Raw genomic sequence first — 13,381 nt, 5'->3', positions numbered from 1 at the left:
CACCGAACTGTCCGGAATGCGCAGGGTGGTTGTCGGGTCACCCCTGTTTCACCTGGGTGGGAGTCGACACCGGGGCCGGCGGATCGGCAGGTGTCAGACCGGCGCGGGCCCCGACGACCCCCGCCGCACGAGCGACGCGGGTGGCGCCTCGACCGACGCCACGCCCTCACCCGCGAGCACGCCGAGCAGCATGCCGGCGGCCACCTCGCCGAGGCGTTGCACGTCGTGGCTGACCGCCGAGAGCGGGGGCGTCGACAACTGGCACTGCGACGAGTCGTCCCACGCCACGAGCGTCAGTCGCGTCGGCACCTCGACCCCGAGTCGTTGCGCCGCGGCGAGGCCGCCGAGCGCCATCTGGTCGTTGTCGAAGACGACGGCCGTCGGCGGCGTCGGCCCCGAGAGCAGACGCGAGAGGGCGGCCGCGCCGGCGTCCCACGAGTAGTCGCCCTCGATCGTCTCGACGACGGACGAGGAGGCGCGACTCGCGGCGACCAGCGCCTCCTGCCTGACCTGCGTGTGCAGCAGCGCTCCCGGGCCCGACACGTGCGCGAGTCGACGGTGCCCGTCCGCGACGAGCGCGGCGACGGTGTCGCGCATGGCCACGCCGTCGCCGGTCCAGACGGCGGGCAGGTCTCCCGAGAGGGCGGGGTCGCCGAGCACGACCGCGGGCAGGCCGAGCTCGCGCAGCAGGGCCGGTCGGGGGTCGTCGTCGGTGAGGTCGACGAGCACGACCGCGCCGAAGTCGCCCGAGGCCGCCCACCGCCGGTAGGCCGACAGCTCGGCGTCGCGGTCGGCGAGGGCCTGCAGCAGCAGGGTGTGGCCGCGCGGGCGCAGAACCCGTTCGATGCCGGCGATCAGTTCGTGGTAGAACGGCTCCGCCCCCAAGATCTCGCCGGGGCGGACGAGGGCGAGACCGACACGACGGCGGTCGCCCGGCCCGGCAGGGGCAACCCGGGTGTCGACGATCGAGTCGGTCATGCGCCCGAACCTACAGCCCCCGACAGGTCGGAGCGACGCCCGTGGTGACCCGCGACCCCGACCGGACCCCGACGCAGCCCCCTGCCCGGCCCGCGACGCCGTGGCGGTCGCACACCTCGGCGCCCACCCCGGCACAGCCCGCGATGCAGCCCACCTCGCAGCCGGCGCCCCAGCCCGCGCCGCAGACCAGCCGCGAACTCGTGGTCGACCTCGTGCGGTCGTCGGGCCCGATCAGCCGTGTCGAGCTCGCCCAGGCCAGCGGGCTGACGCAGGCGTCGATCTCGACGATCGTCCGGCGGCTGCTGGACGAGGGGCTCGTCCGGGAGACCGGCCGGGTCGCGTCGACCGGTGGCAAACCGCGCACGATGGTCGAGATCAACCCGCGTGCCGTCTACGGCATGGGAGTGCAGATCGGTGAGGACGCGCTCACCTACGTCGTCACCGACATGCGCGGGGGAGTCGTCGGGCGCCTGCAGGTCGACGCCGGGCCCGCCGCGTCCGACGACGTCACGGCCGCCGCGGTCCGCATCGTCGACGGCTTCCACGACGTCGTCGGCAGCCTCGGCCTCGCGAGCGGGGCGGTGGCCGGCCTGGCCGTCGTCGGTCCCCGTGCCACCCTCGCCCACGGGGTGCGTACCGGGCCCCGGTCGACCGAGAGCGCCCTCCACGCCGGGCTGCACGCCGCGCTGGCCCTGCGCCTCGGCCTGCCCGTGATCGTCGACAACGATGCGGCGGCCGCCGCGCTCGGCGAGTTCTGGAGTCGCCAGGTGCCGCGCTCCGAGACGTTCGCCTGCGTCTACCTCGGGACGGGGGTCGGTTCCGGCATCGTGCTCGACGGGGCCCTGCACCGGGGCGCGAGCTCGGGCGCCGGAGAGCTCGGCCACGTGTCGATCGACCTCGACGGCGAGCCCTGCTACTGCGGCAACCGCGGCTGCCTCGAGCTCGCGGCGTCGCCCGGGGCCGTCGTCGCCCGGGCCCGGCGCGACGCCGCCGCGTTCGACGACCTCGGCCTCGCCTGGGCGCCGGGCGGGGTCGCGCGCGACTTCGACCTGCTCGCCCGCGCGGCGATCGCCGGTCACGCCGCGGCCGACGGGCTCGTCACGCGCGCCGCCGAGCAGCTCGCCGCCGGGGTCGTCACGCTCGCCAACCTGCTCGACCTCGACCGCGTCGTGCTGAGCGGACCCGGGGTCGCGGTCGCCGGCTCGATCTACGCCCGGGCGGCCGTCGAGGCCCTGGCCCGCACGGCGTTCTCACGAGGCGTGCACACCACGAGGGTCGAGGTCTCGACCGACCCGCGCGACGCGGCCGCGATCGGTGCGGCCGCCCTCGTCGTGCAACGCGCCATCTCGCGCTGACCCCGCGACGGTGCCCGGACCCGGCCCGCGCCTCCTCGGCACCGCGAGTCGTGCACTGCACCGGGTCCGGTCGGCGGCCCGGGCGGGCCCGCACGCCTCCGCGCCGCGTTCCGTGCAGCACACCGCGTCTAGTCGGGGTGCCGTGCACGAAACGCGGTGTGGTGCGTGGGGAGGTACGCCGCGCAGCGTGCCCCCGCTGCCCGGGCGGGCCCACCTGCCTCCGCGCCGCGTTCCGTGCAGCGCACCGCGTCTCGTCGGGGTGCTGTGCACGAAACGTGGTGTGGTGCGGGCCGGGCCAGCGCGGGCCGGGCGAGCGCGGGTCGGGCCGGTGTGGTTCGTCGCGGCACCGCAGGAGGCGCGGGTCACGATCCCGACACGTCCTCACGACTTTCTTGACTCGCTTACGTAAGTCGTCTAAGAAAGACCCCGGGACCAGGCGACGGCACCTGGCACGACGAAGGGTCGACGATGCCTCTCTCCATGACCAACCGCCGACGGGTCGGGTTCGGTGCGATCGCACTCGCGACCGCCGCGGGCCTCGCGCTCACCGGGTGCACCGCCTCGAGCGGCGGCGACGAAGGCGGCATCACCGCCAACACGGGCCCGGCGGGCGACCTCACGGCCAACTTCAACCCGTTCTCGGCCACGGCCGACAGCACCTCGCAGGGCCTGCTCTACGAGCAGCTGTTCTACTACAACGTGCTCACCGGCGCCGACCCCAAGCCCATGCTGGGCGAGGAGTACGAGTGGAACGACGACGGCACCGAGCTGACCGTCGACCTGCGCACCGGCGTGCAGTGGAGCGACGGCGAGGACTTCACGGCGGACGACGTCGCGTACACGTTCCAGACGATGCTCGACAAGCCCGAGCTTAACCGTGTCGGCTTCGAGGGCACCGTCGAGGCCACGGACGACGACACGGTGGTCTTCACCTTCGCCGACACCTCGTTCGTCAAGGGCCCGGACATCCTCGGCCAGGCCGCGATCGTGCCCGAGCACGTCTTCTCGAAGCTCTCCGACATCGCGACCGACCCGGTCGAGAAGCCGATCGGCACCGGGCCGTACATGCTCGACACCTTCACCCCGCAGAGCTACGTCTACAAGGCGAACCCGAACTACTGGCAGTCGGGCAAGCCCGAGGTCAAGAGCATCCGGTACATCGCCCTGGCGAACAACACCTCGGCCACCGACGCGATCGTCGGCGGCGACCTCGACTGGTCGAGCATCTTCATCCCCGAGGCCGACAAGGTGCTCGGCAGCAACCCCGACGTCAGCTACGTCGCCACCCCGCTGCAGCAGATCACGTTGATGACCTGCTCGAACGCCGACCTCGGCTGCACGGGCCCGCAGACCGACCCGGCCGTGCGCCAGGCGATCTACAAGGCGATGAACCGCGACCAGCTGAACGACCTGGCCTTCTCGGGCACGAACAAGCAGATCTCGCCGACCTTCATGACCCTCGGTCGTGACGACGACTACATCAGCCCCGACGTCGAGAAGGAGACGCCGATGACGGCCGACACCGAGGGCGCCGACGCGCTCCTGCAGTCGGCCGGCTACGCGAAGGGCTCGGACGGCATCTACGCCAAGGACGGCCAGAAGCTGCAGCTCGAGATCCAGGTCGTCACCGGCTACTCGGACTACATCGCGGCGATCGACGCCATGGCCGAGCAGCTGCGCGCCGTCGGCATCGAGATCACGCAGAGCGCCAAGTCGTACAACGAGTGGGTCGCCGCCCGCAACAACGGGCAGTTCCAGCTGACGATGGACTCGCTCGGCCAGGGGCCGTCGACCGACCCGTACTACCTCTACAACGGCAACTTCGACTCGACGACGACCTCGCCGGTGGGCGAGCAGGCGATCAACAACTTCGCCCGCTACTCGAACCCGACCGTCGACGCCGCGATCGTCGCGGCCGAGCAGACCGACGACGTCGCGGCGAAGACCGAGCAGTACTTCACGATCCAGAAGGAGATCGTGGCGGACATGCCGTACATCCCCGTGCTGCTGCAGTCCACGCTCACCGAGTTCAACAGCGCGAAGGTGACCGGGTGGCCCACGGGCGACGACGACACCGAGAACTTCCCGGCGACGTGGAAGACCTGGGACAACGCCCAGACCGTCCTGAACCTGAAGCTCAAGTGATCGTGGTCGGGACCGAGAAGGTCAGGAGGCGCGGATGAGGTACGTCGCGCAGAAGGTCGGCTTCTACGCGGTCGCGTTGTTCGCGGCCCTGACGCTGAACTTCTTCATCCCGCGGTTGCTGCCCGGTGACCCGGTGGACATCCTGCTGGCCAAGATGCAGCAGAAGGGACCGGTCAGCGAGGCGACCGTGACCAGCCTGCGCCTCCTTCTCGGTTCCGACTCGGACGAACCCCTGTTCTCGCAGTACGTGCAGTACCTCGGCAACCTGGCCCGGGGGGACCTCGGCATCTCGGTGTCGTACTTCCCGGCCGGGGTGTCGACCATCATCGGCCAGGCCATCCCGTGGACGATCGCCCTGATCGGCATCGCGACGATCCTGTCGTTCGTCTTCGGGGTGGGGCTCGGGACCCTCGCCGGCTGGAAGCGTGGCTCGGTGCTGGACAACTTCATCCCGGTGACGACGATGTTCCAGGCGGTGCCGTACTTCTGGCTCGCGCTCATCCTGTTGTACGTGTTCGGCAGCGTCCTGCGGGTGTTCCCGCTGTCGGGCGGCTACAACGTGTACGAGGCGACGCCGGGGCTCAGCTGGACGTTCGTCCAGAGCGCGGTGCTCTACGGCACGCTGCCGGCGTTGACGATCATCATCTCGTCGGTCGGCGGCTGGCTGCTCGGCATGCGCAACATGATGGTGTCGACCCTCAGCGAGGACTACATCGTCACCGCCGAGGCCAAGGGCCTGTCGCCGATGCGCATCCGCCAGAGCTACGCGGCCCGCAACGCGGTGCTGCCGCAGTTCGCGGGCTTCGCGATCTCGCTCGGGTTCGTCGTGTCGGGCTCCATCGTGACCGAGCAGGTGTTCTCGTACCCGGGCATCGGCAACGCGCTCTTCACGGCGACGCAGAACAACGACTACGCGCTGATGCAGGGCATCTTCCTGGTCATCACCCTCGCCGTGCTGGGGACGAACTTCATCGTCGACCTGATGTACGGCTTCATCGACCCGCGCACACGCGCCAAGCGTTAGGACGACGAGCATGTCCACGATCGACCTCGGCCAGCTCGCCGACCCGAACTCGCCCACCGGCGACAGCGGCGCGGGCACCGGCCGGAAGGGCCTCACGCGGGTCTTCCCGCACGTGACGCCCAAGCTCTGGGTGGGGGCGGGCATGATCGCCGCCATCGCCCTGTTCGGCCTCGTCTTCCCCTTCGTCGTCCAGAACCCGCAGGCCATCAGCGACGTCGGCCTGAGCGCCCCGAGCGGGGAGCACCTGCTCGGCACCACGCAGACCGGGCAGGACGTCTTCGCCCAGCTGGCGTACGCGACCCGCGGGTCGCTGCTGATCGGCGTGCTGGTCGGCGTCGTCGCCATGGCGTTGGCCATCGTCTTCGGCGTGATCGGCACCTACGTCGGCGGGTTCGTCGACGAGGCGTTCTCGCTGTTCTCGAACGTCGTGCTGGTCATCCCCGGCCTTCCGCTCGCCATCATCGTGTCGAGCTACGTGCCGCAGAAGGGCCTCGTGGTGATCGCCTTCGTGATCGTCATCACGAGCTGGGCGGCCAGCGCCCGCGTGCTGCGCGCCATCACGCTGAGCCTGCGGTCGCGCGACTACGTCGCCGCGTCGCGCGTGTCGGGCGAGAAGACCTGGCGCATCGTCGCCGTCGAGATCCTGCCCAACGTGCTGCCCGTGTTGGCCAGCCAGTTCTTGTTCGCGGTGATCTTCGCGATCCTCGCCGAGGCGGGACTGTCGTTCCTGGGGCTCGGCGTCTCGGGCCAGTTCACCTGGGGCTCGATGCTCTACTTCGCGCAGAACGGGCTCGCGCTGCGACTCGGCGCCTGGTGGTGGTTCGTGCCGCCGGGGCTGATGATCGCGCTGCTGGGGTGCGCGCTGTCGCTGATGAACTTCGCCATCGACGAGATCATCAACCCGAAGCTGCGCGACCAGACCCGGGCCGGCGTCAGCCGGGCCGACCGCAAGCGACTGGCGCGGGCCGAGGCCGCCGCCGGCACCACCGAGGGGGCCACCGCATGAGCACCGTCCTGACCGTCGAGGACTTCAGCGTCGACTACGCCGTCGAGCACCCCGTGCACGCCGTCAAGAACGTCAGCTTCGAGCTGGCCCGGGGCGAGATCCTCGGGCTGGCGGGCGAGTCGGGCTGCGGCAAGACGACGCTCGCCTACGGCATCAACCGGCTGCTCGGGTCGCCGGCCGTGATCACGGGCGGTCGGGTGGTCTTCCACGACGCCGAGGGCGCCGACATCCTGCTGCCCGAGCTCGACGACAAGGCGTTGCGGGCGTTCCGCTGGGACAAGCTGTCGATGGTGTTCCAGGGGGCGATGAACGCGCTCAACCCGGTGACGACGATCCAGGCGCAGCTCGAGGACGTCTTCAAGAGCCACCGGCCGTACTGGAAGAAGGCCGACCGCGTCGAGCGGGCGGGCAAGCTGCTCGAGACCGTCGGGGTCGACCGCAACCGGCTCCGGTCGTATCCGCACGAGCTCTCGGGCGGCATGCGCCAGCGCGTGATGATCGCGATGGCGCTCGCCCTCGGCCCGCAGATGATGATCATGGACGAGCCGACCACCGCCCTCGACGTCGTGGTGCAGCGCGAGATCCTGCGCGAGATCGGGCGGTTGCGCGACGAGTTGGGCTTCGCGGTCATCTTCATCACCCACGACCTGCCGTTGCTGCTCGAGATCAGCGACCGCATCGCCGTGATGCGCGCGGGCGAGATCGTCGAGATCGGGGAGTCCACCGAGCTCTACACGAACCCGCAGCACGAGTACACGAAGAAGCTGCTCGGGTCGTTCCCGAGCCTCACGGGCGACCGCGGGGCGTTCATCCGCAGCGGGGTCGACGAGACGGCCGGGGACGGCGCGACCCGCGCCTCCTCGGGGCACGAACCGGCGACGTCCGTCGCCACGAGCACAGGAGGCGCGGCGTGAGCACGCTCGAGTTCCGGAACGTCGTCAAGGACTACCGGGTGCGCGGGGGCCGGGGTGAGAAGGGTCGCCTGCGCGCGGTGGACGACGTCAGCTTCACGCTGGAGGCCGGCAAGACGGTGGCCCTGGTCGGCGAGAGCGGCAGCGGCAAGTCGACCATCGCCAAGATGCTGCTGCAGCTCGAGCGGCCGACGAGCGGCTCGATCGTGCTCGACGGTGCGGTCGCGCCCCGGCACGGCGAGGCCCTCCGGCGCTACCGGAGCGACGTGCAGATGGTCTTCCAGGACCCGTTCGCCTCGCTCAACCCGTTCCACTCGATCGGGCACCACCTGGCGCGGCCGCTGCTGCTGCACGGCAAGGCGACCCGCTCGACGGTCGACGAGAAGGTGCGCGAGCTGCTCGGGCGGGTGCAGCTCGGCCCGGCCGCCGACGTCGCCGCGCGTCGACCGCACGAGCTGTCGGGCGGGCAGCGGCAGCGCGTGGCGATCGCCCGGGCCCTGGCGCCCGAGCCGCGCATCCTGATCGCGGACGAGCCGGTCTCGATGCTCGACGTGTCGATCCGGCTCGGGGTGCTCAACCTGCTGGCCGACCTGCAGCGGCAGGAGGACCTCGGCGTGCTCTACATCACGCACGACCTGGCGACGGCCCGCCACTTCTCGGACGAGATCCTCGTGATGTACAAGGGGCAGGTGGTCGAGCGTGGGACCCCCGACGAGGTCATCCTGAACCCGCAGCACCCCTACACGCAGCAGCTCGCCGAGGCCGCGCCCGACCCCGAGAAGCGCATCGCCGAGCGGCGCACCGCCCGCGCCTGACCCTCGCCCGACCCCACGCCACACCCTCGATCGCTGGGAGCGACATGAGCACCACCGAGACCACCACCGGCACCACGACCCGCGCGACGCAGCGAGCCGTCCGCCCCCTGCACACCGGCTGGAGCCTGCGCAGCACGGCGGGCCCCGTGCCTCCCGAGATCGCGGCCGTCGACGTGCCCGCGACCGTCCCGGGCACGGTGCACACCGACCTGCTGGCGGCCGGCCTGATCGTCGACCCGTACCTGGACGCGAACGAGCACCTGCTCGCCTGGATCGGCCAGGCCGACTGGTCGTACGCGACGACGTTCGACTGGCGGCCCGACGGGCACGACCGTCACGAGCTGGTCTTCGCGGGCCTCGACACCGTGGCCACCGTGCTGCTCAACGGCGAGGTCGTCGCCGAGACGCGCAACCAGCACCGCACCTACCGGGTCGGGGTCGACGGACGGCTCCGCGAGGGGTCGAACGACCTCGAGGTGCGCTTCGGGTCGCCCGTGGCCTACGCCGACGCGCAGAGCCTGGCGCTCGGCTACCGGCCGCACGTGAACCACCACCCCTACAACGCGATCCGCAAGATGGCGTGCAGCTTCGGCTGGGACTGGGGACTCGACACGGCGACGTCGGGCGTCTGGAAGCCGGTGACGCTCGAGTCCTGGTCGTCGGTGCGGCTGTCGTCGGTCCGACCGGTCGTGACCGTCGACGGGTCGCGCGGCGTCGTCGACGTGCACGTCGATCTCGAGCGCGCGGGGGCGTCGGCCGGGGCGGCGGCCGCGCCGGTCACCGTCCGGGCGACCGTCGGGGACGTCACGCAGGAGGCGCGGGTCGAGCCGGGCGCGGACTCCGCGGTCGTGCAGGTGGTCGTCGACGACCCCGAGCTGTGGTGGCCGCGGGGTCACGGCGGGCAGCCGCTCTACGACGTCACGGTCTCGGTGACCGGGGGAGGGGACGGGGACGCGGGCCGCGCCTCCTCGGGGGGTGACAGCGACGGGGTCGACGCGACCCGCGCCTCCTCGGGTGACGGGGAACCGGCAGACGACGTGCTCGACGCGTGGTCGTCGCGGATCGGGTTCCGCACCGTCGAGGTGCGGGTCGAGCCCGACGAGGTCGGCACGAGCTTCACGGTGGTGGTGAACGGCGAGCCGCTGTGGATCAAGGGGGCGAACTGGATACCCGACGACGCGTTCCCGCACCGCATCGGACGCGACCGCTACCGGGAGCGCATCGAGCAGGCCGAGTTCGGCAACGTGAACCTGCTGCGGGTGTGGGGTGGCGGCATCTTCGAGTCCGACGACTTCTACGAGCTGTGCGACGAGCGCGGCATGCTCACCTGGCAGGACTTCCTCTTCGCCTGTGCCGCCTACGCGGAGGAGGACCCGCTGCGCGGCGAGGTCGAGGCCGAGGTGCGCGACAACGTGACGCGGCTCATGACCCACCCGAGCCTGGTGCTGTGGACGGGCAACAACGAGAACATCTGGGGCCACGACGAGTGGGGCTGGGAGCGCCGGCTCGACGGGGCGACCTGGGGGCTGGGCTACTACCTCGACCTGCTGCCGGCACTGGTGGGCGAGCTCGACCCGGGGCGTCCGTACGCGGCGGGCAGCCCCTGGTCGGGCAGCCTCGACGTGGCGCAGAGCGACCCCGACCACGGGTCGGTCCACCTGTGGGAGCAGTGGAACCGCAAGGACTACCCGACGTACCGCGACGTCGTGCCGCGCTTCGTGGCCGAGTTCGGCTGGCAGGGGCCGCCCACCTGGTCGGCGATGACCCGGGCGATCCACGACGAGCCGCTGACGCCCGAGTCGCCCGGCATGATCGTGCACCAGAAGGCCATGCAGGGCAACGACAAGCTGACCGACGGCCTGCTGGCGCACTACCGGCTGCCCGACGAGATCGAGGCGTGGCACTGGGCGATGCAGCTGAACCAGGCGAACGCGGTGCAGGTGGCGCTCGAGCACTTCCGCTCGCACGCCCCTCGGTGCAGGGGAGCCGTGGTGTGGCAGATCAACGACTGCTGGCCGGTGACGTCGTGGGCCGCGGTCGACGGCGACGGGCAGCGCAAGCCGCTGCTCTACGCGATGCGGCACGCGTTCGCCGACCGGCTCGTGACGATCCAGCCCCGGGACGGCGGCCTCGCGGTGGTCGTGGTCAACGACACCGAGGAGGCGCTGGCCGGCCCGGTCACGGTGCGTCGCGTCGCGTACGACGGTCGCGTCCTCGCCTCGGAGCAGGTGTCGCTCACGGTGGCGGCCCGCGACACGGCGACCGTGCCGGTGCCCCCGGCCGTGGCGGCGTTCGGTGCTCCGGAGTCGGAGCTGCTCGTGGCGTCGGTGGACGGGGTCTCACGTGGACTGTGGTTCCCGGTCGAGCCGCGGGACTCGGCGCTCGCCGCGGCGTCGCTGTCGACGTCGGTGACCGCGCTGGCCGAGGGTTCGGGCTACCGGGTCGAGGTGACGGCCGGTTCGCTCGTGCGCGACCTGGCCCTGCTCGTCGACAAGGTCGACCCTGCCGCAACGGTGGACGAGATGCTCGTGACTCTGCTGCCGGGCGAGGCGGCCGGGTTCACGGTGACGTCCGACGTGGTGGGCGTGGGGGAGGAGTTCGTCGCGCAACGGGTGTTGCGTACCGCGAACGAGTTGGTCGGGTGAGGGAGGCCGTCGTCCGGGGCGGGGGAGTCCGGCGAGGAATCGTCGGCTCCTTGTTATAGTCAGGTGCGCTGTGGCCGAGATCCGTGACCGAGTGCTAGGGGAGCGAGCCGCATGAGCGACATCTTCACGCTGACGCCGGACGAGGGCGACGGTGGCGAGCCGACGCCGCAGAAGAAGCGCGGGCGGCGTCGTTCGAAGCCGGTCATCGCTCTGATCACGCTGGCGTCGGTGCTGGTGGGGGTCATCGTGATCGTCGGGGTCGTGGGCGGCGTCTACGCGTCGCGACTGGCGAACTCGTTCAACGACAACGCGACGAAGATCGAGCAGGCCTTCCCCGAGGAGTCGACGCGTCCGGCGCCGGCACCCGACGGGGCGATGAACATCCTGCTGATGGGCTCGGACTCCCGGGCCGACGCGACGACCATCGACGACCCGTCGTCGTCCGACCAGCGGACCGACTCGATGATGCTCGTGCACGTCGACGCCGACCGCGAGAACGTCTACGTGATGTCGATCATGCGCGACCTCTACGTGCCGATCCCCGGCCACGGCTCGAACAAGATCAACGCCGCTTTCGCCTACGGCGGTTCACCCCTGACGGTCCAGACGGTCGAGCAGCTGCTCGGCGTCCGCATCGACCACGTGGCCATCATCGACTTCGAGGGCTTCAAGGGCATGACGACGGCGCTGGGCGGGGTCGACGTGTTCTCGCCGCAGGCGTTCTCGACCAAGGGCGGCTTCTCGTACCAGGCTGGTCTGAACAAGCTCGAGGGCGACGCGGCTTTGGCTTTCGTGCGCGAGCGTTACGCCTTCGCCGATGCGGACTTCACGCGCGTGAAGAACCAGCAGGCCTTCGTCAAGGGCCTGGCGGATACGATCCTCAGCCGGTCCACACTGACTGATCCAGGCAAGATCTCGAGCTTCGTTACGGCAATGTCGCCGTACCTCACGGTGGACAAAGAGTTCGACGTCGGGACGATCGCGTCCCTCGGCTTCAGTCTTCGTTCGATCGACAATTCGAGGATGCATTTCTTCACAATCCCTACAGCCGGTACGGGCTCCATCGGCGGTCAGTCCATCGTGAACGTCGACCAACCCGGTCTCGACGCAGTGAAGGCAGCGCTGGCGAATGATTCGTTAGATGCCGTGCCCATTGCGCAGTGACGTGGCCAGATCTTCTCTTATTCCCTAATGACCAAGTGCGTGACGTCGTTCGCGCAGTCGCAACTACAGAAAGTCACCACATGAAGACAGTCGTCGTAGGCCAGGGCTATGTCGGACTGCCTGTCGCCATGAGAGCAGTGGAGGTCGGGCACGAGGTCGTCGGCATCGACCTCGATGCCAACCGCGTCGGGTTATTGCAGGCCGGGTCCTCCTACGTTGACGACATCAGCGACGAGACACTGACAGGGGCTTCGGCTAGCGGGCGATATCTCGCGACGATGGCTTACGCCGACGTCGAGGGATTCGACATCGCGGTCATCACTGTGCCGACGCCGTTGCGTGACTCGCTCCCTGATTTGAGCTTCATCGAACAGTCCGCAGCGTCCCTGGCGCCCTTCATAAGGCCCGGAGTGACCGTCATCCTCGAGTCCACGACTTACCCGGGCACCACGGACGAGCTCCTTGTCCCAATCCTTGAATCCGGATCGAGTCTCGTCGCGGGTGTCGACTTCTTCGTGGGTTACAGTCCCGAGCGCATCGATCCTGGGAACAAGACTTGGGGCTTCCGTGAGACCCCCAAGGTTGTTTCGGGCATGAATCCCGCGTCTCTTGAGAAGGTTCAGGGTTTCTACGATCTTCTGGTCGACATCACCGTGCCCGTGTCGGGCACCAGAGAAGCCGAACTGACGAAGCTTCTGGAAAATACGTTTCGTCACGTCAACATCGCGCTGGTAAATGAGTTGGCAATCTTTGCACACCAACTGGGTGTCGACGTCTGGGAGTCGATCGAAGCCGCCTCGTCCAAACCCTTCGGCTTTATGAAGTTCACCCCTGGCCCCGGTGTAGGCGGCCATTGCCTCCCCGTTGACCCGAGTTATCTTTCCTGGCAAGTGCGTAAGCAATTGGGAAAGAGCTTCCGTTTTGTCGAACTCGCAAACGACGTGAACGACCACATGCCTGACTACGTTGTCCAGCGGGCTATGACGATGCTCAACGACCGCTCCAAGGCGGTCCGAGGAGCGAAGATCGCGCTCGTGGGGCTCGCTTACAAGCCGAATACGGGCGATATTCGAGAGGCGCCTTCGGCCCGCGTTATCGAGCTTTTGGTTGAGTTGGGAGCTGACGTGCGAGCACTTGATTCACACGTTGAAGAGCACCGGTGGCCGACGAGCGTGCTGCGCCTTACCAGCCTCGCGGATGCTGTGGCCGATGCGGACCTCGTCATCGTCCTAACCGACCATGCGGATGTTGACTTGAGTGCCTTGGGCGTTTTGGACGTACCCGTGTTCGACGCACGGCATGTTGTCGCCGGTGACAACGTCGAGACGCTCTAAGACA

General features: G+C 69.6%; 10 protein-coding genes. 9 read left to right on the top strand and 1 reads right to left on the bottom strand.

The features are described from left to right. Nucleotides 1-93 precede the first annotated feature (93 nt). Nucleotides 94-978: a LacI family DNA-binding transcriptional regulator gene (locus OVA02_RS13470; RefSeq protein WP_056046098.1), complete on the bottom strand. Its 885-nt coding sequence runs from the start codon at nucleotides 976-978 to the stop codon at nucleotides 94-96. Nucleotides 979-1,121: 143 nt separating this feature from the next. On the opposite strand from OVA02_RS13470, the gene OVA02_RS13465 reads away from it, so the two are divergent. The 9 genes from OVA02_RS13465 to OVA02_RS13425 all read left to right on the top strand — a co-directional run bounded on the left by OVA02_RS13465 (nucleotide 1,122) and on the right by OVA02_RS13425 (nucleotide 13,377). Then, on the top strand, nucleotides 1,122-2,333 hold the full coding sequence (locus OVA02_RS13465; protein WP_267658687.1) for an ROK family transcriptional regulator: 1,212 nt from the start codon (nucleotides 1,122-1,124) through the stop codon (nucleotides 2,331-2,333). A gap of 480 nt (nucleotides 2,334-2,813) precedes the next feature. Continuing rightward, complete coding sequence (locus OVA02_RS13460) at nucleotides 2,814-4,478, top strand: ABC transporter substrate-binding protein (RefSeq protein WP_123570319.1); 1,665 nt, start codon at nucleotides 2,814-2,816, stop codon at nucleotides 4,476-4,478. A 34-nt stretch (nucleotides 4,479-4,512) separates the two neighbouring features. Next, nucleotides 4,513-5,502 carry an ABC transporter permease gene (locus OVA02_RS13455; protein ID WP_267658686.1) on the top strand — a complete coding sequence of 330 codons (990 nt, stop codon included), beginning with the start codon at nucleotides 4,513-4,515 and terminating at the stop codon, nucleotides 5,500-5,502. A 10-nt stretch (nucleotides 5,503-5,512) separates the two neighbouring features. Next, entirely contained in the window at nucleotides 5,513-6,508 is a 996-nt protein-coding gene (locus tag OVA02_RS13450; RefSeq protein ID WP_267658685.1) for an ABC transporter permease, read from the top strand. After that, nucleotides 6,505-7,422: an ABC transporter ATP-binding protein gene (locus tag OVA02_RS13445; RefSeq protein ID WP_267658684.1), complete on the top strand. Its 918-nt coding sequence runs from the start codon at nucleotides 6,505-6,507 to the stop codon at nucleotides 7,420-7,422. Before OVA02_RS13450 ends, OVA02_RS13445 begins: the two co-directional genes overlap by 4 nt. Then, nucleotides 7,419-8,234 carry an ABC transporter ATP-binding protein gene (locus OVA02_RS13440; RefSeq protein WP_267658683.1) on the top strand — a complete coding sequence of 272 codons (816 nt, stop codon included), beginning with the start codon at nucleotides 7,419-7,421 and terminating at the stop codon, nucleotides 8,232-8,234. Before OVA02_RS13445 ends, OVA02_RS13440 begins: the two co-directional genes overlap by 4 nt. A 44-nt stretch (nucleotides 8,235-8,278) precedes the next feature. After that, the gene (locus tag OVA02_RS13435; RefSeq protein WP_267658682.1) at nucleotides 8,279-10,879 is read left to right on the top strand and encodes a glycoside hydrolase family 2 protein; all 2,601 of its coding nucleotides are present in this window, start codon (nucleotides 8,279-8,281) and stop codon (nucleotides 10,877-10,879) included. Between the two features lie 111 nt (nucleotides 10,880-10,990). Continuing rightward, nucleotides 10,991-12,043 (top strand): LCP family protein, encoded by a 1,053-nt coding sequence (locus OVA02_RS13430; RefSeq protein ID WP_267658681.1) that lies wholly within the window; start codon nucleotides 10,991-10,993, stop codon nucleotides 12,041-12,043. A gap of 80 nt (nucleotides 12,044-12,123) precedes the next feature. Then, nucleotides 12,124-13,377, top strand: coding sequence for a nucleotide sugar dehydrogenase (locus OVA02_RS13425; RefSeq protein WP_267658680.1), 1,254 nt, complete (start codon nucleotides 12,124-12,126; stop codon nucleotides 13,375-13,377). The last annotated feature ends 4 nt before the right edge of the window (nucleotides 13,378-13,381 follow it).

Source organism: Frigoribacterium sp. SL97, assembly GCF_026625765.1.
Taxonomy (GTDB): domain Bacteria; phylum Actinomycetota; class Actinomycetes; order Actinomycetales; family Microbacteriaceae; genus Frigoribacterium.
Note: the sequence above shows the minus strand (reverse complement) of the source record. Positions and strands in the feature narration are given on the sequence as shown.